The organism is Vibrio sp. UCD-FRSSP16_30, assembly GCF_001676025.1.
Classification (GTDB): domain Bacteria; phylum Pseudomonadota; class Gammaproteobacteria; order Enterobacterales; family Vibrionaceae; genus Vibrio.
Genome location: NZ_LZFW01000003.1, coordinates 23,156 through 44,331, shown reverse-complemented (window position 1 = coordinate 44,331; position 21,176 = coordinate 23,156). Strand labels below are relative to the sequence as shown.

General features: G+C 42.5%; 20 protein-coding genes and 1 pseudogene. 16 read left to right on the top strand and 5 right to left on the bottom strand.

Features of this window, described 5'->3' with window-relative positions; translation table 11 throughout:
- Positions 1–664: 664 nt before the first annotated feature.
- Positions 665–2,266: a mechanosensitive ion channel family protein gene (locus tag A9260_RS03175; RefSeq protein WP_068696131.1), complete on the bottom strand. Its 1,602-nt coding sequence runs from the start codon at positions 2,264–2,266 to the stop codon at positions 665–667.
- Between the two features lie 332 nt (positions 2,267–2,598).
- Between A9260_RS03175 and coxB the strand changes: the two genes are divergently transcribed.
- From coxB to A9260_RS03155, 4 genes and pseudogenes are all read left to right on the top strand, one after another.
- The gene (coxB, locus tag A9260_RS03170) at positions 2,599–3,792 is read left to right on the top strand and encodes a cytochrome c oxidase subunit II (protein WP_068696270.1); all 1,194 of its coding nucleotides are present in this window, start codon (positions 2,599–2,601) and stop codon (positions 3,790–3,792) included.
- Between the two features lie 83 nt (positions 3,793–3,875).
- Positions 3,876–5,435 (top strand): annotated as a pseudogene (gene ctaD, locus A9260_RS03165) (cytochrome c oxidase subunit I); the annotation flags it as partial.
- An 18-nt stretch (positions 5,436–5,453) separates the two neighbouring features.
- Positions 5,454–6,041 carry a cytochrome c oxidase assembly protein gene (locus A9260_RS03160; protein ID WP_068696127.1) on the top strand — a complete coding sequence of 196 codons (588 nt, stop codon included), beginning with the start codon at positions 5,454–5,456 and terminating at the stop codon, positions 6,039–6,041.
- Positions 6,038–6,913 carry a cytochrome c oxidase subunit 3 gene (locus A9260_RS03155; protein ID WP_068696125.1) on the top strand — a complete coding sequence of 292 codons (876 nt, stop codon included), beginning with the start codon at positions 6,038–6,040 and terminating at the stop codon, positions 6,911–6,913. The genes A9260_RS03160 and A9260_RS03155 overlap by 4 nt, the downstream gene beginning before the upstream one ends.
- Before the next feature lie 11 nt (positions 6,914–6,924).
- Here A9260_RS03155 and A9260_RS03150 read toward each other — a convergent pair whose 3' ends face one another.
- Positions 6,925–7,146 (bottom strand): DUF2909 domain-containing protein, encoded by a 222-nt coding sequence (locus A9260_RS03150; protein ID WP_068696124.1) that lies wholly within the window; start codon positions 7,144–7,146, stop codon positions 6,925–6,927.
- Here A9260_RS03150 and A9260_RS03145 point away from each other — a divergent pair.
- From A9260_RS03145 to A9260_RS03110, 8 genes are all read left to right on the top strand, one after another.
- On the top strand, positions 7,064–7,987 hold the full coding sequence (locus A9260_RS03145; protein ID WP_231892558.1) for an SURF1 family protein: 924 nt from the start codon (positions 7,064–7,066) through the stop codon (positions 7,985–7,987). The two genes, A9260_RS03150 and A9260_RS03145, sit on opposite strands and share 83 nt — an antisense overlap.
- Positions 7,988–7,989: 2 nt before the next feature.
- Entirely contained in the window at positions 7,990–8,574 is a 585-nt protein-coding gene (locus A9260_RS03140) for a hypothetical protein (protein ID WP_068696120.1), read from the top strand.
- A gap of 7 nt (positions 8,575–8,581) precedes the next feature.
- Positions 8,582–9,631, top strand: a complete 1,050-nt coding sequence (locus A9260_RS03135; protein ID WP_068696118.1) for a COX15/CtaA family protein — start codon at positions 8,582–8,584, stop codon at positions 9,629–9,631.
- A complete protein-coding gene (gene cyoE / locus A9260_RS03130) occupies positions 9,628–10,524 on the top strand; it encodes a heme o synthase (RefSeq protein WP_068696116.1) in 897 nt (298 codons plus the stop codon). Before A9260_RS03135 ends, cyoE begins: the two co-directional genes overlap by 4 nt.
- A gap of 318 nt (positions 10,525–10,842) precedes the next feature.
- Positions 10,843–11,220 (top strand): VOC family protein, encoded by a 378-nt coding sequence (locus tag A9260_RS03125; RefSeq protein ID WP_068696114.1) that lies wholly within the window; start codon positions 10,843–10,845, stop codon positions 11,218–11,220.
- Between the two features lie 294 nt (positions 11,221–11,514).
- Positions 11,515–12,276 (top strand): 2-dehydro-3-deoxy-D-gluconate 5-dehydrogenase KduD, encoded by a 762-nt coding sequence (gene kduD, locus A9260_RS03120; protein WP_068696112.1) that lies wholly within the window; start codon positions 11,515–11,517, stop codon positions 12,274–12,276.
- Positions 12,277–12,333: 57 nt separating this feature from the next.
- Positions 12,334–12,969 (top strand): RpiB/LacA/LacB family sugar-phosphate isomerase, encoded by a 636-nt coding sequence (locus A9260_RS03115; RefSeq protein ID WP_068696110.1) that lies wholly within the window; start codon positions 12,334–12,336, stop codon positions 12,967–12,969.
- Positions 12,970–13,198: 229 nt separating this feature from the next.
- Positions 13,199–14,236: a DUF1254 domain-containing protein gene (locus A9260_RS03110; protein WP_068696108.1), complete on the top strand. Its 1,038-nt coding sequence runs from the start codon at positions 13,199–13,201 to the stop codon at positions 14,234–14,236.
- A 182-nt stretch (positions 14,237–14,418) separates the two neighbouring features.
- Here A9260_RS03110 and A9260_RS03105 read toward each other — a convergent pair whose 3' ends face one another.
- Positions 14,419–14,904, bottom strand: a complete 486-nt coding sequence (locus A9260_RS03105) for a VOC family protein (protein WP_068696107.1) — start codon at positions 14,902–14,904, stop codon at positions 14,419–14,421.
- Between the two features lie 363 nt (positions 14,905–15,267).
- Between A9260_RS03105 and A9260_RS03100 the strand changes: the two genes are divergently transcribed.
- Together A9260_RS03100 and A9260_RS03095 are read left to right on the top strand one after the other, a co-directional pair.
- Entirely contained in the window at positions 15,268–15,504 is a 237-nt protein-coding gene (locus A9260_RS03100; protein WP_068696105.1) for a hypothetical protein, read from the top strand.
- Positions 15,505–15,514: 10 nt separating this feature from the next.
- Entirely contained in the window at positions 15,515–16,027 is a 513-nt protein-coding gene (locus tag A9260_RS03095) for a GNAT family N-acetyltransferase (RefSeq protein WP_068696103.1), read from the top strand.
- A gap of 17 nt (positions 16,028–16,044) precedes the next feature.
- Here A9260_RS03095 and A9260_RS03090 read toward each other — a convergent pair whose 3' ends face one another.
- Positions 16,045–16,578: a dihydrofolate reductase family protein gene (locus A9260_RS03090; protein WP_068696101.1), complete on the bottom strand. Its 534-nt coding sequence runs from the start codon at positions 16,576–16,578 to the stop codon at positions 16,045–16,047.
- Positions 16,579–16,833: 255 nt separating this feature from the next.
- On the bottom strand, positions 16,834–18,282 hold the full coding sequence (locus A9260_RS03085; protein WP_068696099.1) for a catalase: 1,449 nt from the start codon (positions 18,280–18,282) through the stop codon (positions 16,834–16,836).
- Positions 18,283–18,689: 407 nt separating this feature from the next.
- Here A9260_RS03085 and A9260_RS03080 point away from each other — a divergent pair, with 407 nt between their 5' ends.
- Both A9260_RS03080 and A9260_RS03075 read left to right on the top strand, forming a co-directional pair.
- Positions 18,690–19,592 carry a homocysteine S-methyltransferase family protein gene (locus tag A9260_RS03080; RefSeq protein WP_068696097.1) on the top strand — a complete coding sequence of 301 codons (903 nt, stop codon included), beginning with the start codon at positions 18,690–18,692 and terminating at the stop codon, positions 19,590–19,592.
- A complete protein-coding gene (locus A9260_RS03075) occupies positions 19,579–21,114 on the top strand; it encodes a BCCT family transporter (RefSeq protein WP_068696095.1) in 1,536 nt (511 codons plus the stop codon). The genes A9260_RS03080 and A9260_RS03075 overlap by 14 nt, the downstream gene beginning before the upstream one ends.
- Positions 21,115–21,176: the final 62 nt, after the last annotated feature.

Below are 21,176 nucleotides of genomic sequence, written 5' to 3'. Positions count from 1 at the left end.
ACACTATGGATTCTTCAGGATGAAGAGCAACGACTAGGATGGCGTTGATAAGGACATAGACATTGTATGGATACTGAAGTTACTAGGATGGTAACTTGCAAAGGACAGCAATGGACACCTCTAGGATAGAGGAAGGAATAAAACATCAGGATGATGTCAGGGACACCGCTTAAGGAATAAGTGAGTAATACCAGTAAGGATATTGGTCAGCCAGGATAAGGCATTGGACACCGCTAGGAAGGCGAGTAAAGGATTAAGCTTAGGATAAGCACACTATCATGGATTTGATGCATGGAGCACTTTTAGTAGCTGGATTGCTGCAAGTAAGACTATAACCCCGATGGGCACACGCCCTCGGGGTTTTTCTTTGTCTGTTGCTTAAGATATAAGTACTTTGGATATAAAAGCTTAGGTACATGAGTAGGGCGACCGCATGAGTGAACGCTTATCGCTTATAGAGCAATCATGTGCATCATCTCCACAAGACGCCGTGAAATCATCCTTGATGGCTTCATAGTGGCATCCATGCCACAAAGACTTGTTACGATAATGCACATGATTTTGTTCAAATAACGTTCGTGATCTCGCCCTGGGCACATGAGCGATTGATAAGTAATTGAGATATGAGTGCATAGGATTTGCATCCCATGCACTCGATGAGCAATTAAGCTTGCTCTGTTTTATAGATATGCACGTCACGTTGCGGGAATGGAATTGTAATGCCATTGGCATCAAACTGACGTTTCATCTCTTCTGTTACATCCCAATACACATCCCAGTAATCATCCGTTCTTACCCAAGGGCGCACAATGAGATCAACCGATGATTCATTAAGAGTATGTACTCGCACATTCAGTTCTGGATGCTTTAATACGCGATCGTGATTTTCTAATACTTGAATTGCTATTTTCTTAGCAAAATCAAAGTCATCAGCATAACCAATCCCAAACACCATATCGACACGGCGTACACGCTCAGAGGTCATGTTATTAATTACATCTCCCCAAATTTTATTATTTGGAATCACTAAGGTTTGATTATCAAGGGTACGGATTGTAGTAGAGACTAAGCTCATGTGGCTGACCGTACCTTGAATCCCTGCCACTTGTACCAGGTCTTTTACATCAAATGGACGATAGATAAGAATCATTAATCCAGAGGCAAAATTAGACAGAGTATCTTGCAAGGCAAAACCAATAATGACACCAGCAACACCAAAACCGGTTAATAGAGGACCAAGATTAATCCCAACCTGAGATAGGGCAATGAGCAGACCAATAAAGGTCACCGCTTTGGATACGATTGAAGTAAAGAAGTCTTGCATTAACACACTAAAATCCATTTTTGAGTGTGAGACGCTTCTTTTTACTAGGTTTGCGATAATTTTCGATAAGATGCGGGTGACCCATAAAACAGCTAAGAAAACCAAGAGTTTTACAAGTAGTGATGGCGAGTTATCGAATGCCCAATCTTTAAATGAATCTAGCCATTCACTAAATAATCCGACAGCAACATTCACATCCAATACATCAGCATTAATGTCACCGGTCATGGCAAATAGAGTCTGCTTATATTCAGTCACGTCTAAGCCAAAGTCTGACATCAGTGCAACGGTATTATTCATGCTCGCCAGTAAAAAGCGTTGTAGCTGCGCCAATGCGACTACTTGCGTTTCCAGATCGGGTTTGTCAGCTTCGGTGGTGTAGGTCATGCGTTCATCAAGGGCTTTTTTACGGCTATCTAGATAGATAACAATGTCGTATAAAACCTGACTGCGTTTTTGTAAATCTTGTTTAAATCCACTGTCATCTAGCTTTAAGTTAAGGGTTTTGGCCCACTTAAATGTCGTGGCAAGCTCTGTGTAATAAATATCAACAGTGCTGACTCGTTGCTGTGCTAGAAATTGAAACTCTGCTTTTTCCGCTCCGCTTGCAGTTCTTGCATCCTGAAAGAGTTTCTCAGCTTGCTTGTCTGCATGCACGATCAGTGCTTCTAGCATAGAGGCTTGTGCAGGGATCAGTTTTTTTAATCCCTCAGTCTCGGGGTTTTTCGTCACTAGGTTAGAAACGCTCTCTCTGAGTACGCCATTTTTACGACGTAATACATCTTCAAGAAATAAAGCTTCTTCGCCCGTTGAGGCCTGTATTTTAACAATTTGATTAGAAAATTGATTCTGTTGTTGCAAGAGATGATCCATCTCAGCAGCTGTCGATACTCTAATAAAGGCGGTGCAGAGTATAACAAGCAGTAATAATCCTTTACGCATGGCAGGGTCTCTTAAAATTAGTTTAAAAAATATAGAGTTAGAGAAAATAAGATATCGAGATGAGTATAGTTAACAACGAATAATTTTGCCGACAGTAAAATGTAATTTCACTGATTGCTTGATTGTTATTTAATCTAAACTAGCATTTATTAACATAAATATAACATAGTTGTGTCGGGAAGTTACCAAGATAACGGACCGAACGTGTGCTGATAACTTTTAGGGTTCGCATACCTGATAGCTGTTCCTCAGATATGCATTAAGGTTCAAATGTTCTGATGAGCTGGTTTACTCCGGCCTCAACATTGGCTCACCAGGAGGGTGACACGCTAATGCGAGACCACAAAGTAACACTGACAAGTGCGCTGGATATATATCGATCTGTTGCACTGACACTATTGTTTGCCATTCCTACACTGACTTTATCCAGCTCAGCTTTGGCTGAAACGGGTCGTTCGTCTTTCAATATGACTCAAGGCGTTACCGAAATCAGTGGTAAGGTCTATCACCTGCACATGCTGATTTTCTACATCTGCGTGGCCATTGCGGTGGTGGTTTTTGGAGTGATGTTTTATTCCATTATCAAGCACCGCAAATCAAAAGGTGCAGTGGCGGCCAACTTTCATGAAAGCACTAAAGTCGAAATTATCTGGACCATCATTCCCATTCTAATTTTGATTGGCATGGCCATTCCGGCCACTAAAACTCTAATTGAGATGGAAGACACCAGTGAATCGGATCTCACCGTTAAAATTACCGGTTCACAATGGAAATGGCATTACAGCTATTTTGAGCATGATGTTGAGTTTTTCAGTTATTTATCCACCAACAATGAACAAATTGAAGGGGCACAGGAGAAGGGTGAGCATTACCTTCTTGAGGTTGATAACCCTTTAGTTTTGCCTATCGGTAAAAAGATCCGCTTTCTGATGACCTCTGATGATGTGATTCATTCATGGTGGGTTCCTGATTTTGCCGTCAAGAAAGACACCATTCCCGGTTTTATCAATGAAGCATGGACAAAAATAGACAAGCCAGGGATATACCGCGGGCAATGTGCGGAGTTGTGTGGTCGCAATCATGGCTTTATGCCGATTGTGGTCAAGGCAGTAAGTAGTGAAGAATTTGACGCTTGGGTTGCAAGCAAAGAGCAGCAATTAGCTGAGGCTAAAGTGAAGCAGCAACAAGCTTTGCAAAAGACATTGGGCATGGATGAACTTATGGCTCTGGGTAAAAATGTTTATGAGGGGCGCTGCGCGGTGTGTCATCAAAGTAATGGTTTAGGAGTGGCAAATGTATTCCCTGCCATGAAAGGTAGCGCGGTTGTTATGGGGGAAGTAGGCACTCACATTGATACTATTGTAAATGGTGTTAGCGGCAGCGCGATGCAGGCATTTGGTAGTCAATTAACAGCAGAAGAGATTGCGGCTGTGGTGACGTATGAGCGTAATGCATGGGACAACAACACTGGCGATCTGGTGCAAGCATCCGATGTTAATGCGCACATGAATTCGGAGGGTGAGTGATGAAAGAGCATGACAAAATCTCGACCTATGAGAGTACTGTGACCGATGATCTGCAAGCAAATGATGGTCTTAACGTTGAGAATGAAGATCACGATCATCATGGCCCCGCTAAAGGCATCGCGCGCTGGATTTATTCTACTAACCATAAAGACATCGGCACCTTATATTTGTGGTTCAGTCTGATCATGTTTTTTACCGGTGGCGCGATGGCAATGGTGATTCGCGCTGAGTTATTTCAGCCGGGATTACAGTTAGTCGAGCCGCAGTTTTTCAACCAGATGACTACAGTACATGGTTTGGTGATGGTGTTTGGCGCAGTCATGCCAGCCTTTACTGGACTGGCTAACTGGATGATCCCAATGATGATTGGTGCGCCCGATATGGCGTTACCGCGAATGAATAATCTGAGCTTTTGGATTTTACCTTTTGCGTTTCTTATTTTATTGAGTTCATTGTTTATGCCCGGTGGCGGCCCTGATTTTGGTTGGACTTTCTACGCACCACTTTCTACAACTTATGGCCCTGATAGTACCGCGCTGTTTGTTTTTTCCGTTCACATCATGGGTATCAGCTCCATCATGGGCGCGATCAACGTCATTGTGACCATCTTTAATATGCGTGCTCCCGGCATGAACTTTATGAAGATGCCACTGTTTGTTTGGACATGGCTGATCACTGCATTTTTGCTGATTGCCGTCATGCCTGTACTGGCGGGCGCGGTCACTATGGTGCTGACCGATAAGTATTTTGGTACTAGCTTTTTTGATGCTGCAGGTGGCGGCGATCCTGTGATGTTCCAGCATATTTTCTGGTTCTTTGGCCACCCTGAAGTTTACATCATGATACTGCCCTCTTTTGGCATTATCTCAGCGATTGTTCCTGCCTTTAGTGGTAAAAAATTGTTCGGCTACCACTCAATGGTTTACGCCACTTGTTCCATTGCATTGCTGTCATTTTTGGTATGGGCGCATCACATGTTTACCACAGGCATGCCGGTGTTTGCCGAACTGTTCTTTATGTACTGCACCATGCTCATTGCCGTACCGACGGGGGTAAAAGTGTTTAACTGGGTTGCCACTATGTGGCGAGGGGCATTAACGTTTGAAACGCCTATGTTATTTGCGATTGCCTTTATTGTACTGTTCACTATTGGCGGTTTCTCTGGCTTGATGTTGGCGATTGTTCCTGCTGATTTTCAGTACCATGACACTTACTTTGTTGTGGCGCATTTTCATTATGTTTTGGTGTCTGGCGCGGTGTTTTCTATTATGGCAGCCGCCTATTATTGGTTGCCAAAATGGACCGGCAATATGTACAACCAACGCTTGAGCCTAGTGCATTTTTGGACATCCATTATCTCGGTAAATGTATTGTTCTTCCCTATGCATTTCCTAGGTTTAGCGGGCATGCCAAGACGAATCCCTGACTACGCTATACAGTTTGCTGATGTGAATCAGATTGTCTCAATTGGAGGGTTTGCTTTTGGTTTATCACAGCTTATTTTCTTGTGGGTGGTGATTAAATGCATCCGAGGAGGAGACAAAGCCCCAGCCAAGCCTTGGGAGAGAGCTGAAGGTTTAGAGTGGACAGTGCCAAGCCCTGCGCCTCACCATACATTTTCGACTCCCCCTAAAGTGGATTAGTCGATTATGAGCAAGGGAATGTCGAACCAAAAGCTTACGCTAGTGCTTTGCGGCGCAACGCTTGCCATGTTTGGTTTTGGTTTTGCATTGATTCCTTTGTACGACATTCTTTGTGAGCAATTAGGCATCAACGGCAAAACCTCTACTGTCGCCTCAGAGACGCCGATTGCGATGCAGGTGGATGAGTCGCGCACAATAAAGGTGGAGTTTGTTTCGCACATTCCGCCGGGGTTGCCGATAGATTTTGAGCCACAAAACAAGGTGATACAAGTGCATCCGGGAGAGGTGATTCGCACCGCTTATATTGCTACTAATCAATCTCAAGCGGCGCTGATTGCACAAGCCGTCCCATCCGTGACTCCCGGTTTAGGGGCGACTCATTTTAATAAAATTGAATGCTTTTGCTTTAATCAGCAACCACTTAAAGCAAAACAGCAAGCTGAGCTTCCTTTAATATTTTATGTCGAACATGACTTACCCGATTCCATCCATACGCTAACGCTGTCTTATACCCTTTATGACATCAGCGATAGCGTAGAGGATATTCATTCTAAATTCGCTTCTTCTGCCGTATCGGAGCATGACACGCAAGGAGACGCGCTATGAGCGAAAAACAGCAAACTTATTACGTCCCAGCACAAAGTCAGTGGCCCTTAATTGCCGCTTTTGCCCTGTTTTTTATTGCAGTAGGCGCGGGGCTTACCGTACAGACCATGAGCGAGAAAGGGGGGCTAGGTCCTTGGCTTTTAGCGCTTGGACTGATTGCTTTACTTATCGTACTTGCTGGATGGTTTACCAATGTCGTTCAAGAGTCATTATCGGGTTATTACAGCGAACAGATCACTCGCTCTTTTAAGCAAGGAATGAGTTGGTTTATTTTCTCTGAGGTGATGTTCTTTGGCGCTTTCTTTGGCGCATTATTCTACGCCAGAATGTTCTCTGTGCCGTGGCTAGGAGGGGCCGATAATAACGTGATGACCAATGAGGTGCTTTGGCCATCGTTTGAAGCAATATGGCCGCTGACTTTAACCCCAAGTGGAGACACCACTCAAGCGATGGGCTGGCAAGGGCTACCATTAAAAAATACCGTGATCTTATTGCTGTCATCGGTCACTTTGCATATGGCTCATGTCAGCCTTGAGCAAAGTAAGCGCATGGCACTGGTTGTGTGGCTAGAGTTAACCATAGTGCTGGCAGGATTTTTCTTATTTTTCCAAGCCGAAGAGTACATTCATGCTTACCAAGAGATGGGCTTAACACTGCAATCTGGCATTTATGGCAATACCTTCTTTTTGCTGACGGGTTTTCACGGAATGCACGTGTTCATCGGTACCGTTTTTTTAATTATCTTATTATTTCGAATCAGCAAAGATCACTTCACCGCTAAAAATCATTTCGCGTTTCAGGCAGGCAGTTGGTATTGGCACTTTGTGGATGTGGTGTGGCTGTGTCTGTTTATTTTTGTGTATGTGTTGTAGATGCTATCTCACTAATAAGGCCTTTGGTTGGGGACAACCCAGCCTAACTTTAAGGCAAGGATCAGAAAAAGAATCACTACCGCAGACAGAGCAACTCGACGCCCTAAGTAGCGAGTCATGGGAACGGTATTATCAGGTTTTTCTCGCACCATGCGCACGAGCGCAAGGGCAAGATTGAAGACGATAAACAGTAAACACAGGATGATGATTGATTTGAATAGTAGTGGTGCCATCAGTTCCTCTAAGTCTTCTTACAAAGTGCTATGGATAAAAGCATTTTGGGTCGTAGCGACTGTGTTAACTGTGGCTCTGTTTGTGCTGTTGGTCAAATTAGGCTTTTGGCAACTGTCTAGGGGAGAAGAAAAACAGCAGTTAGAGGCGCAATTGCTTAAAAGAGATCAAATGCCAGCACTGTCTATTGAGCAAGTGGTGAGCTTTGCCGAACAAGAGAATGTGACGGGGTACCCTTTAACAGCGGTGGTTACTGCACCTTCGCAACATAAACATAAACATAAACATAAACCTCAATCTCAACATCAGTCACAGCCCGAGTCTCAGCCTTTAATTTACCTAGATAATGTGACCAATGATGCCAAGGTGGGTTATCGCGTATTGCAACCTATGGCAGTGAATGTCGATGGGAAAAGAGCCTTACTATTGGTTGAGTTAGGTTTTGTTGTTGCAAGCCGAACAAGAAGTGAATTGCCTGCTGTGAGTGCCATTAATACATCGCAAACGTTAAGCGGTAGGGTCTATCAAAAAAGCGCTAATCCTTTAAGTCATGATCTGATGGCAGAGAAAATGCCTATGGCTGCGGGTACGGCTACGGATATGAATATTCGCATCCAAAATCTGAATTTAGAGCAATTAGCTGAGGTGTTATCTGCGCCATTGTTGGGGTTTGTTTTCCAGCCAAATGTGATACCCGATAGCACCTTGCCAATGCTCTGGTCACCTTATCCAATGACCTCACAGAAACATTTTGGCTATGCCTTGCAGTGGTTTTCTATGGCGGCAGTGTATGCAGTACTGGTGATTTTGTTTGTATTTAGAAAGAGAAAAGTTAAGGAATGACGATGCTCAAAAGCACACTAGAAGTTAGGTACAACCAAGCTATCTATCAGCAACAAAAACAAGGTCGTTTGAAGCTATTGGCCTTATTGTTCATCTTTGCCATTCCCGTTATTGCGGCGCATCTGATTCTCAATCAAGGTTGGTATCAATCTGGTGTGACGAATAAAGGCGTGCTCATCGAGCCAAGGTTTACGTTTGAATCGGCAGGTTTGGTCAATTCTATTACTGAAAGTTGGCAGTTAGCGTTTATTGTGCCTGAGCGATGCGATGCCAGTTGCGAGCAAAGGTGGCATTTATTAAATCAAAGCTATATTGCTTTGGGGGCATACAGTGACAGAGTGGTGATTACTTTGCTTGTCTCAGATACGTCCGACAGTGTTTGGCTGGCAAAAAATAGGCAACAGCAGCCCACCTTGATGTTTGATAAACAGTCCGTGCCAGTGAAATCGCAAGACTACTTGTTGATTGATCCTCTAGGTCAGTGGGTGATGCGTTATCCCAATACAAATATTGATGATCTGGTTTCTCAGAATAAAGGTTTAATTTCTGATGTCAGGAAAATATTAAAGCTTTCAAGAGTGGGGTAGGCGATATATGCAAGGACGCATTTTATTACAGAGATTAACTTGGCTTGCATTGGCCATGACATTGGTGGTGATTGCGCTTGGCGCGTATACCCGCCTCGCAGATGCAGGTTTAGGTTGCCCAGATTGGCCGGGGTGTTATGGACAAATTGCCGTCCCTACGCAGGCAGAAGATATAGCACAGGCGCAGCAACTTTTTCCGCAACGAGCAGTCGATGCTAATAAAGCATGGCTTGAAATGATACACCGCTACTTTGCTGGCACATTGGGGCTGGTGGTATTTGCGCTTTCTTTTCTCATTTTTAAAAGCTCAGTCACTTCTAAAGTGTTTCCGTTGCTATTAAGTGGCGTGATTATTGCCCAAGCCGCCCTTGGCATGTGGACGGTGACATTAAAGCTGATGCCGGTGATTGTGATGTTACATTTGTTGGGGGGCTTTACCCTATTTAGTTTACTGACTTTATTGATGTGCCATTTGAGAAATACACTTAAACCACAGATTCAACTTGAGCGTTCCAGCTTGAGTTCTGTGCGCAGAATTGGCGTTTTTGCAACCCTAGTACTAGTGGTGCAAATTATGCTTGGCGGTTGGACATCTTCTAACTATGCCGCGTTAATGTGTACCTCGTTACCCATCTGTCAGGGAGAGTGGCAAAATCATCTAGATTTTAAAAATGCATTTAACCTTGTGCAAACTGGCTTTGATAATTACGAATTTGGGGTGCTAGATTACGGCGCTCGGATGACCATTCACGTTACCCATCGAGTAGGGGCTTTGCTGACTAGTGTCGCCTTACTGGCGTTGATGATACAGCTGTGGCGAACCTCATTAAAACCTGCCAGAGGCTACGCTAAAGTGATCGGTATTGGGCTTGTTATTCAAATAGGGTTAGGCATTGCCAATGTCGTGTTTCATCTGCCCTTGGTCAATGCTGTGATGCATAATTTAGGGGCGGCTTTACTGTTAGTGACCTTAGTCTCTACTCAGTATTTTTTATGGGTTAAAGTGAGCGTCTTAAAATCACTTACTCATGATTCAAAAAGGGAGTATTTGGTATGAGTCATCTTGTTGGTTCGCAAGCACGCGTTACGCAAAAGTGCAATTTACATAGTTACTATCAGCTGACAAAGCCAAAAGTAGTGGCATTGATGTTGTTAACTGCGGTGGTGGGTATGTGCTTGGCGATGCCCGGCGCTTTGCCGATGCAGCAATCAATACTTGGGCTGTTGGGTATAGGGTTGATGGCAGGCTCTGCCGCCGCTTTTAATCATCTAATTGATCAACGTATTGATGCAATTATGGCGCGCACCTATAAACGGCCTCTGCCTGCGGGTGAATTATCGTCGGCAAAAGTGTTTATCTTCGCCACTGCGATTGGTGTTGCAGGCTTTGCGATTTTATTGCTCGGGGTGAATACGCTAACAGCACTATTAACCTTTGCGAGCCTGCTCGGTTACGCAGTGATCTATACCATGTATCTTAAAAGAGCCACTCCGCAGAATATTGTCATTGCTGGAATTGCCGGAGCGATGCCACCGTTACTCGGTTGGGTTGCCGTGACCGGAGAGCTGCACGCCAATGCTTGGTTATTAGTGATGATTATCTTTATTTGGACACCGCCACATTTTTGGGCTCTCGCCATTCATCGTAAAGAAGATTATGCCAAGGCAGATATCCCGATGTTGCCTGTTACACACGGCGTTCAATACACCAAAACCAGTATTTTACTGTATACCGTTTTACTGGCTTTGGTCTGTGCAATGCCAGCTCTGGTAGGTATGAGTGGACAGATATACCTTGCTAGTTCAACGATATTAAGCGCCGGCTTTATCTACCATGCATGGAAGTTAAAATATAAATCAGACAGCAAACAAGCAATGACCACGTTTAAGTTTTCTATTTATCATCTGATGTTGTTGTTTATTGCCTTGTTAGTTGATCATTATGTGTGATTTATTGTGTGCAAATGATAAGTGATGGAGCATACAGGGTGAGATCACGAACGTTATTTGAGCAAAATCATGTGTATTATTGGAACAAGTCTTTGTGGCATGGATGCCACTATGAAGCCATCAAGGATGATTTCACGGCGTCTTGTGGAGATGATGCTCATGATTGGTCGATAAGTATTCACTCATGCGTTTGCCCTAATGGAGCATAGCGCATTCTCTTGCTGATATTTGTTTGGCGCGGTTTTATAGACAATGTTTTCTAGACAATAAAAAAGGAATCCGTCACATTGAAGGTTAATGATATAAAAAGGAAAGAATATGTTTAGTCATGTAATGGTCGGTACTAACAATATGCAAGCATCTAAGCAGTTTTACGATGCTTTGCTGACGACGTTAGGTTATCAAGCTGGTGTTATGGACGAAAAGGGCCGCTGCTTTTATATCGCAGATAGTGGTGTTTTCTGTCTCACCACTCCAATCAATGGTGAACCTGCAACCAGTGGTAATGGCATGACAATCGGTTTTAGAGCTGCAAATTCTGATGTTGTCGAAAGGTGGCATAAAGTGGGATTGGCCAATGGCGGCACAGAATGTGAAGAACCACCGGGCATTCGTGGTAATTCAGAGAGACAGCTGTATATGGCGTACTTACGCGATCCTTCAGGCAATAAGATTTGTACGACTTATTTTATGTAATACATCCATGATGTTTGAATTTTAACGCCTCAATAAGCTTTTTATTGGGGCGTTTTGCTATCAAGGCTGAATGACAGTTTTAACCTGCTAGGCTGATCATTTACTTACTGTGATTGGTATCATTCCTGTCTTTAAGAGCGCTCTATGTCGCTCGTCCGCGTTTAAGATATTCTTGCTGCCTTTGGTTAATTGAAATGGTGTTTCATTTTTATTTGTGTGAGGTTTTATTTATTGATATAGTATTTTTTATTAGAGATACCTGTGTTGTACACACGATACTTTTGAGGAAGTAACATGATTCTTGATTCTTTTAGTCTGGCAGACAAAGTCGCGATTGTGACCGGTTGTAATACTGGCCTTGGTCAAGCAATGGCTTGTGGCTTGGCAAGTGCTGGCTGTGACATTGTTGCGGTTAATCGAAGTGAGCCTTCTGCAACCAAGCATAAGGTCGAGGTGTTAGGCCGTAGATTTGTCGATGTTCGTGCTGATTTAGGTCAGTTATCAGAGATCCCTAACATCATCGAGCAAGCCGTCACTCAACTGGGGCGCATTGATATATTGGTGAACAATGCTGGCATTATTCGTCGCAATGATGCCATTGATTTTTCAGAGCAAGATTGGGATGAGGTGATGAACGTAAATGTAAAATCATTATTCTTTTTGTCTCAAGCCGTAGCCAAGCAAATGATCGCTCAAGGTGAGGGTGGAAAAATCATCAACATTGCTTCTATGCTGTCATATCAAGGCGGAATTCGAGTGCCATCTTATACCGCATCCAAAAGTGCGGTGATGGGCGTAACTCGCTCTATGGCAAACGAATGGGCTAGTCATAATATTAATGTAAACGCCATTGCGCCAGGCTATATGACGACCAATAACACCGATGCCCTGCGAGCAGATGAGAAGCGTAATCAAGAAATCATTGAGCGTATTCCAGCAGGTCGTTGGGGTGATCCAGAAGATGTTGCAGGACCTTGCGTGTTCTTAGCCTCTGCTGCCTCTAACTATATCAATGGCTACACGATTGCCGTGGATGGCGGGTGGCTATCTCGTTAAATAGTGATGTTGTCGTTACTCTAAATTTATTTATTATCGTCTTTTGTAGGAGTACTTATGAAAATTGCACTAATGATGGAAAACAGCCAAGCCCCTAAAAATGCCATGGTGGTCTCTGAACTTAACAGCGTTGCTGGTGGTCTAGGTCACGATGTATTTAACGTGGGAATGACCGATGAAAACGATCATCATCTTACTTATATTCATCTAGGTATAATGGCAAGCATCCTTTTAAACTCGAAGGCGGTAGACTTTGTTGTGACAGGTTGCGGAACAGGCCAAGGTGCATTAATGGCAAGCAACTTACACCCCGGCGTAGTTTGTGGATACTGCCTAGAACCATCGGATGCCTTTCTTTTTAATCAAATTAATAACGGCAATGCGATTGCTTTAGCCTTTGCTAAAGGCTTTGGTTGGGCAGGTGAGCTTAACGTTCGCTATATTTTTGAAAAAGCATTCACAGGCGCTCGCGGAGAAGGCTACCCAATTGAACGCGCAGCCCCTCAACAAGCAAATGCTTCAATTTTAAATGAAGTCAAATCAGCGGTATGTAAAGACGTTGTGGCCTCATTGCAAGCCATCGATCAGCAATTAGTAAAACAAGCGGTAGGCAGTGCGCAGTTCCAAGATTGCTTCTTCTCAAACTGCCAAGATACAGAAATTAAAGAGTACGTTCGATCTTTGATTGGATAAGATTTAGCAGATGCTAGGGTCTGGCTGCTATCAATGATGAGTGAAAACATATTCATAGCTAATGTGATATGCAGTCAGGTAATGAATGATATAAAAACTCATCATTGGCGTGCATATTAAATGATGGGTAAGATTTTTCTACGAGATAAAACAAACGGATTTTGAAGCAATTAAGTCTCCAGCTGAAATGGATGTACTAAAATTTTGTTTTAATCTAAAAGGTAGAAAAATGAAGAAACTAATCATCGCGACAGTACTGGCTTCAATGGGCACTTCTTCAGCATTTGCGGCTCAAGAAATTAACCGTGGTAATTACATCGAGGCGGAGACGTCAAAATACTTTACCGTAACGGAAGCCAAAGCAACTGACGGTGTGAATAGTTGGAGGCATTTTCGCACGCCACCTGCGACTAATGATCAGCCAATTGTTCGTATGAATCGCGATACCATTTATTCTACCGCCGTCATTGATACCGAAAAGGGTGCAACAATTACGCTACCTGACTTTGGAGACCGATTTGTGATGGTGCAGTTCACTGATGAACAGCACATGACTCAAGATCTTATTTACACTAAAGGTAATGAGACCATCAAAGTGCCACAAACAACTAAGTTTCAGTTTGTTGTGGTGCGTGCATATTTACCTGATCTTAATGATACCGCCGAGATTGCTCAGCTAAATAAGTTGCAAGATCAGCTGGTTATTAAAGCGGGATCAAAAGATGATTACAAAACATTTGGCGGGTACGATCTAGCCACTCTCGCCGAAAAACTAGAGCCGATTAAGAAAGAAATCTTAGATGAAATCGCGGAGCAACATGTCGCGGATTCGGATCAAATGTTCGGTATGGGTGAGTACACAACACCAGAAAAACGCGAGCAGGGCGCAGCTTATGGCTGGGGCGGAGCAACGTATAAAGATAATGTTTATCAATATTCGCCAAACTTTAAATCTACCCAGTGTCACTCTACTACCTTTGAAGATCCAAAGAACAAAGGCTTTTGGTCATTCACTGTTTACAATGAAGATGGCTTCATGTTCAACGACGACGCAAGCTCAAACAGCGGTGTTGCTACCCCAAATGCTGACGGTACATACACTATCTACTTTGGCTGTGATGAAGAAAAATACGGTGCGAATAATATTCCACTTGAAGGCTTAAAAGAAGGTCAACAGTGGAATGTACTAGTAAGACAATATGCGCCAACGGCTGAATTTCGCTCTATGGGAATCGACCCTAGCAAGACTATTGTTCCTGTTAAATAATGGCTTAAAATCTAGACTGTAGTGGTTTAATAAAGTTGGACTTCATTTTAGTGGCGAAATGGCAACGCTATAGAACGCGCCAATGATCAAACAACAAGATCCCAAGTAAAAAGAGATTAGAAGGAAGAGGGTTGGCTTTATCGGCCAACCCTGTTTCGTTTGTCATTCTACGGTGATTGATATTACTCGTAATCTGACGCGTAAGTTTCTTCATAAGTGTGCGAGTAAAGTTCAAACAAGTTACCAAACGGGTCTTCTAGGTAAACCATTTTTGCTTGTTTGCTGTCGTCTTCAGGGTGGTAGCGCATAATATCCATGCGAACCTTTCCGCCATATTGCTCAGTGCGCTCAATAACACCGGCAAAGTCGTCAGTTTGCAAACAGAAGTGGAAGATACCCAGACGAGAGAAATCAACTTCATGGCGCTCTTGACGCTCTTTCATTTCAAACATTTCAACACCGATACCGTCAGAGGTCACCAAGTGTGCAATGTTAAAGCCTTTAAATCCTTCACCAAATACAGCGATACACATACGGCCAATGGCAGATTCGCGTTCTTCGATCACTTTCGTGTTATTCATGACAATTTTAAGGTCCAGTGCTTTGGTGTAAAACTCAACCGCTTTGTCCATATCGCCAACCATGATACCCACGTGATTCATCTTCATAATTTGCTCCAATCTCTAAGAATTTGTTTGTGTTTTGTTTCGATGAGGAGAGTATATGGAAGCGATGGTATATATAAAAATTATCATAATTTATCGATTTAATAATCTTTTGTTATGAAGATGCGTCTTTTGACGGTTTGATAGCTTAACCTGCCATCCTCATTCTATCTTTAAATCTGATAGCACAAACAAGTTTTCTATTATCCACTTGAATCATCAATTACTTGATTTAGTATAGGTAAATCATTTACTTATTCACATTCAAAATGATGAGTGAGTTATCAAGTGTTTTAATTAGCTAGTCTGATCAGACACTGACTACGATTAGCATAATACGCTGCTATCCTCAAAGGACTCTGTGGAATGACAACGAAAGCGCATAAAAGCCAAATTAGAATCACTATTGCAATGATTGTGGTTGCTCTGCTGTCCATTTTTGGTCATGTGATTCTTTCACCCGTTTTAGCTAAGCTTGGCTGGGTTGAGTATGTTGCTGCTGCAATTCCCTTTACTATGATGATGCTGTGTATTTGGGCGGTTAAAGATGCGCAAAAAGCACTTAATGCTGAAAGTGAAGAAGACGATCATAAATATGATTGAGATGTGATGAATGGATTTACAAACTGCTCGCCTTGAACTCCTGCCTCTCTCCTTGGATGATTGGACATTATTTAAAGATTTATACCTTGATAAACAGGTGATGGCGCTTTGCTTTGATCCACTTAGTCTGGACGAACTTAAAGCGCGTTTTCATGTGAAAACACAGCCTTGGAGTTGCCTTGCTACGTATTGGCTCTGTTTGGTGGTGGTTGATAAACATACGAAACAAAAGGTAGGAATTACAGGGTTTTGTTTGCAACAAGGTGTCGCTGAGGTTGGATATATGTTTTTGCCTCAGTTTTATGGACGAGGCTATGCGACAGAGTCGCTAGATATTTTAATTGATTGGGCTAAGCAGGTTCATGGTATCAATCACTACTTAGCCACCGTAACAGAAGGCAACATCGCCTCAGAGCGAGTCTTAAGCAAAGTTGGGTTTAATCTTAATAAGATTATCCCTAATGCGTCCTTTATTGGTGGCAAGCTCTATGATGATTATATCTATCACTTATCGTTGAAATAGAGTAGCAGTCCTCCCTATTATCGTGTTCGTATAAAAGTGTTTTTAACCATATGATCAACCAGTCTTTCTGATTGTAGATGTTTAAATTTTAACGGTTCATCTAGGCTACCAAACAGCGTAATACCACCACCCAGAATGATTGGAATTGTGGTGATGATTAACTCATCGATAAGGTCTTGCTGCAGAAAGCTTTGCACCGTTTTACCGCCGTCTATATATAGGTCATTGTACCCTTGCTGCTTTAAATCACGGACAATGCTGTTTAAGTCCCCGTTGACCAAGAATACCTTATCTTTCAAGTGCTCTGGTACTGTTTTTAAAGTGTTACTCAAGACAAACACGGGCTTACTGTATGGCCAGTCTATATCAAAACTCAGCACCATATTTAAGGTGTTTCTGCCCATGACTAACGCATCAATACGTGCCATAAAGTCGGCAAATCCAAAGTCTGAACCGTCAGGGTTAGGTACATCATGCAGCCAGTCAATATTGCTGTTTTTGTCTGCGATATACCCATCAAGGCTGGTGGCGATATAAACAATATTTGACATGATTATCCTCTACATACTGTGATTGCTATGATTAAGTTTGAGTATATCCTAGCTAAACCATAACGCGGATATTTCACTAAACGACTAGCGTTGAATACTGATATTTTTGACATAAAAAAACCGCAGCTTATGATATCTGCGGTTTTGTCATTAACGTAAAGAGAATGTTCTCTCAGTAGTAAGAGTTATTACAAAATCAGATATTTATCTTCAAAGACGAACATCTGAAAGTGCTTCTAACATACCGCTTCTCTATTACTTAACATCGTCAAGGTTGATGTCCATTGCCTTAGCAAGACCTTCACCGTACGCTTGGTCTGCTTGCAGTGCGTGGTTGATATGCTTGTATTTAATTGGCAAAGAGACACCGCCCATTGCGCGAGCTGTATTTGCAAATAACGTTTGTTGCTGCTCGCTGGTCATCGCTCGGAATAGATTACCTGCTTGAGTAAAGTAATCGTTATCTTCACGGTGATCCCAGTTAGTTGCCGCACCTTGCAATTCTAGAGGTGGCTCAGCAAATTCTGGTTGTTGTTGCCACTCTTGGTATTGGTTTGGCTCATAGCCTTTGGTTGAACCGTAGTTACCGTTAATGCGCATTGCGCCATCGCGATGGTAGCTGTTCACTGGGCAGCGAGGTGCGTTTACAGGGATTTGGTGATGGTTTACGCCTAGACGGTAACGCTGAGCATCGCCGTAAGAGAATAAACGACCTTGTAGCATACGGTCTGGAGAGAAACCGATACCCGGTACAACTGCTGCTGGGTTAAATGCAGATTGCTCAACTTCAGCAAAGAAGTTTTCTGGGTTTTGGTTTAGTTCAAAGTAACCAACATCATGAAGAGGGTAATCTTCGTGAGGCCATACTTTAGTCAGATCGAACGGGTTGTAAGATAGTGTGTCTGCATCTTTTTCTGGCATGATTTGAACACGTAGGTTCCATTTAGGGAACTCACCGTTTTCAATGCTTTCGTATAGATCTTTCTGATGGCTTTCACGATCTTGACCCACTAGAGTTTCCGCTTCTTGGTCAGTCAGGTTTTTGATGCCTTGCTGAGTTTTAAAGTGGAATTTAACCCAGTAACGTTCGTTATCTGCATTTACAAAGCTAAATGTATGGCTGCCGTAACCGTTCATTGTGCGGTAGCTGGCAGGGATACCACGATCACTCATTACGATAGTGATTTGGTGGAATGCTTCAGGAAGCGAAGTCCAAAAATCCCAGTTGTTTTCTGCGCTACGCATGTTGGTGCGAGGATCGCGTTTAACCGCATGATTTAAATCTGGGAATTTTAGTGGATCACGTAAGAAGAAAACCGGTGTGTTGTTACCAACGAGATCCCAGTTGCCTTCTTCGGTGTAGAATTTAAGTGCAAAGCCACGGATATCACGCTCAGCATCAGCTGCGCCACGTTCGCCTGCAACGGTTGTGAAACGTGCGAATAAATCGGTAGTTTTACCAATTTCAGAGAAGATCTTCGCTTTAGTAAACTGAGTAATATCGTGAGTAACGGTAAACGTACCGTAAGCACCAGAGCCTTTAGCATGCATACGGCGCTCAGGGATAACTTCGCGATCAAAATGTGCCAGTTTTTCTAAAAACCAGACATCTTGCAATAACATTGGACCGCGTTTTCCTGCTGTCATAACGTTTTGATTGTCAACAACTGGGCTACCGCCTGCAGTGGTAAGCTTCTTTGTCATTCTTATTACCTTGTATGATGAGTTCCTTGCTTCATTGTATATATAGATAAAGTATAAAAAGTGATACAAATCAATTTCTGAAAATTAATGAGTTATTATTTTTCAAAAGTAAAAAAAACATATTAAATGTGCTATGCAAGGCTGTTTCGAGGGTGTTAATATTTTGTTGTGTTTATTCAAGTAATCTATTTTTGTGGTTTGTAAATTATATTTTTGTTGGTGAGTACTTTATTTCAATATGTCTGATTTACCTATGGTTAATATAAAATAGCACTCATATATTGTTGTTGAAGTTAATATATAAAGATGAATAATCTTCATATTCGACTTGAATAGCTTTCACTATCTATCCCCATAGCATTGGTATTTAATGCAAGGTATCCAGTAAAGTTGTATGGAAGTATTAAATGAAAAAGTTAACCATCCTAGATGGCGGAATGGGAAGAGAGCTAAAGCGCATTTCTGCACCGTTTTCACAGCCGTTATGGAGTGCTCAAGCACTGATTGAGTCCCCAAGCCATGTTCGACAAGCACATCAGAACTTTATTGATGCGGGTGCCGAAGTCATTATCGCAAATAGCTATGCATGTGTACCGTTTCATTTAGGTGAAGCATTATATAAAGAACGTGGATTTGAGCTTGCACAAACTGCGTCAATTCTTGCGCGCGAAGTTGCCGATAAAAGTGCGTCGTCAGTGCTTGTTGCCGGTTCAATTCCTCCTGCTTTTGGTAGCTATCGTCCTGATTTGTTTGAAGTTGTTGAAGCAACAACAATCACACAGACCTTATTTGATGCTCAAGAAGCAAATGTGGATCTGTGGTTAGCTGAAACCGTAGCAAGTATTGCCGAATTTGACACAATTAGTCAGGTTCTTAAAGCAACAGACAAACCATGTCATTTTTCTTTTACTCTTTTAGATGACGCTTCTGACCAAGCAACATTGCGCTCAGGTGAGTCAGTTATTGAAGCCGTTACTAAGGTTTGTGAGTCAGGTGCAAGCGGCGTATTTTTTAACTGTTCAGTTCCGGAAGTGATGCAAGCAGCCATTACTGATGCGAAAAAAGTGATTGATGAGCAGGGTTGCGATCTAGTAATTGGTGTATTTGCCAATAGCTTCACGCCAATTAGTACTGGTCATAAAGCCAATGACACAATGCAATCAATGCGTCATTTAACGCCAGTGGAATACTTAGAGTTTGCTAAAGCTTGGTATAAAAGTGGCGCAACGGTGATTGGGGGATGCTGTGGCATTTACCCAGACCATATAGCAGAGCTTGCGAAGTGGAGAGATAGCCTTGAAAAATCTTAACTATGGCTTAGCAATTCCAGCTGTAATTATGGTGATTGGCTTATTGTTTGTATCATCGATGTTTCCAGAACAATCCCAAGCGATGGCTGGCGGGGCGATGGTTTTTGTCACCAGTTGGTTTGGCTGGCTGGTAGAAATAGCCAGTTTGGCATTAGTCGGTTTTTTGTTTTGGCTGGCTTTTTCAAAACATGGCAACATAAAATTAGGTGAAGACGCGCCAGAATACAGCAACTTTACCTATGGTGGCATGATATTCACCGCAGGTGTGGGGGCTTCCCTGATTTATTGGGGCATTGGCGAACCAATGTATTATCTGCAGTCGCCACCACTTTTTGCTGAGGCAAACAGCTTTTCTGCTGCTGCATGGGCTGTGACCTATTCCATATTCCATTGGGGTATTACCGGTTGGTCAATTTATTGTTTCCCTGCTATCCCATTTGCTTACGCTTTTTATGTGAAAAAGCAAAGAACACTCAAGCTATCGACTTTGTGTGAGTCTGTGGTAGGAACCAACCCAATCGTCGCAAAAGCAATAGATTTACTTGCGATCTTTGGCACGTTAGCCGCATTTGCTAGCTCATTGTCCTTAACTGTAACCTTGCTGAGTACCGGTGCATCAGAGCTGTTTGGCATTCAAAATGGCTTGTTATTACAAGGTGGAATCATCTTGTTGTTTGTTGCCGTTCTTATGTGCGTAATGCTGGTTGGCTTTAATAAAGGCATCAGTAAGGTATCAGACTATACCGTTTTAATGGCAATTGGCTTTGCTCTGTTTGTTCTATTTTCATCAAATACACAATTTATACTGAACAATTTTACCGATTCGATTGGTGTGATGTTTGATAGTTTCTTTAGAATGTCATTATGGACAGACCCTGTGCAGCAAAGTGGTTTTCCACAAAGTTGGACACAATATTATTGGTTCTGGTACTACGCTTACCTCATCATGATGGGCCTATTTATTACGCGTATCTCTAAAGGTCGAACTATTCGCCAAGTGATTTTATGTACGGTTTCTATGGGGTCTCTAGGTTGTGCTTTCTTTATCTCCATCTTTGGCGGGTACGCAGTTTGGGCGCAAATGCTCGGAGGATTTCCTGTACAGCAGTGGATGAGTGATGGTGGACTTACCTTTGCTGTTGTTTCTCTTATCAAAACATTGCCAGCTAAATCTTTGATATTAGGTTTATTTTTAGTTATTCAATTTTTCTTGATGCTAACAACAATGTCGAGTGCAAGTGTTGCAACCGCTATGCTGACAACCAATCGCTTAGAGCTTAACGGTGATCCTGATAATAAAGTGAAACTACTTTGGGCTGGTGCTATCGCTTTAATTAGCTTTAGTGTGTTCTTGGCAGGTGGTGGAATTAATACCATCAAATCGTTATGTGTGGTAGCAGGCTTACCTATGATGTTTATTTATGCCATTTTAGTTAAGCATCTATTGCATGAGCTAGGAATATTAAAATCATCTAAAAAAGAACAGCAACAGCCCTGTTCGAAAGAGGCGATAATTGAATAGTTTAGCGAGTTAATTCTTCATTATGCTATAAAATCAAAGCGTGACTGTTAATATTAATAGTC

Bases quoted from the DNA above. Each gene is read 5' to 3' on its own strand.
- A9260_RS03110 (WP_068696108.1), top strand. From the start codon at position 13,199: ATGAAGAAACTAATCATCGCGACAGTACTGGCTTCAATGGGCACTTCT.
- A9260_RS03080 (WP_068696097.1), top strand. From the start codon at position 18,690: ATGAAAAAGTTAACCATCCTAGATGGCGGAATGGGAAGAGAGCTAAAG.
- A9260_RS03150 (WP_068696124.1), bottom strand. From the start codon at position 7,146: ATGGCACCACTACTATTCAAATCAATCATCATCCTGTGTTTACTGTTT.
- A9260_RS03155 (WP_068696125.1), top strand. From the start codon at position 6,038: ATGAGCGAAAAACAGCAAACTTATTACGTCCCAGCACAAAGTCAGTGG.
- A9260_RS03125 (WP_068696114.1), top strand. From the start codon at position 10,843: ATGTTTAGTCATGTAATGGTCGGTACTAACAATATGCAAGCATCTAAG.
- A9260_RS03115 (WP_068696110.1), top strand. From the start codon at position 12,334: ATGAAAATTGCACTAATGATGGAAAACAGCCAAGCCCCTAAAAATGCC.
- A9260_RS03095 (WP_068696103.1), top strand. From the start codon at position 15,515: ATGGATTTACAAACTGCTCGCCTTGAACTCCTGCCTCTCTCCTTGGAT.
- A9260_RS03100 (WP_068696105.1), top strand. From the start codon at position 15,268: ATGACAACGAAAGCGCATAAAAGCCAAATTAGAATCACTATTGCAATG.
- A9260_RS03085 (WP_068696099.1), bottom strand. From the start codon at position 18,282: ATGACAAAGAAGCTTACCACTGCAGGCGGTAGCCCAGTTGTTGACAAT.
- A9260_RS03145 (WP_231892558.1), top strand. From the start codon at position 7,064: ATGCGCACGAGCGCAAGGGCAAGATTGAAGACGATAAACAGTAAACAC.
- A9260_RS03175 (WP_068696131.1), bottom strand. From the start codon at position 2,266: ATGCGTAAAGGATTATTACTGCTTGTTATACTCTGCACCGCCTTTATT.
- coxB (WP_068696270.1), top strand. From the start codon at position 2,599: ATGCGAGACCACAAAGTAACACTGACAAGTGCGCTGGATATATATCGA.
- kduD (WP_068696112.1), top strand. From the start codon at position 11,515: ATGATTCTTGATTCTTTTAGTCTGGCAGACAAAGTCGCGATTGTGACC.
- A9260_RS03160 (WP_068696127.1), top strand. From the start codon at position 5,454: ATGTCGAACCAAAAGCTTACGCTAGTGCTTTGCGGCGCAACGCTTGCC.
- cyoE (WP_068696116.1), top strand. From the start codon at position 9,628: ATGAGTCATCTTGTTGGTTCGCAAGCACGCGTTACGCAAAAGTGCAAT.
- A9260_RS03105 (WP_068696107.1), bottom strand. From the start codon at position 14,904: ATGAAGATGAATCACGTGGGTATCATGGTTGGCGATATGGACAAAGCG.
- A9260_RS03090 (WP_068696101.1), bottom strand. From the start codon at position 16,578: ATGTCAAATATTGTTTATATCGCCACCAGCCTTGATGGGTATATCGCA.
- A9260_RS03135 (WP_068696118.1), top strand. From the start codon at position 8,582: ATGCAAGGACGCATTTTATTACAGAGATTAACTTGGCTTGCATTGGCC.
- A9260_RS03140 (WP_068696120.1), top strand. From the start codon at position 7,990: ATGCTCAAAAGCACACTAGAAGTTAGGTACAACCAAGCTATCTATCAG.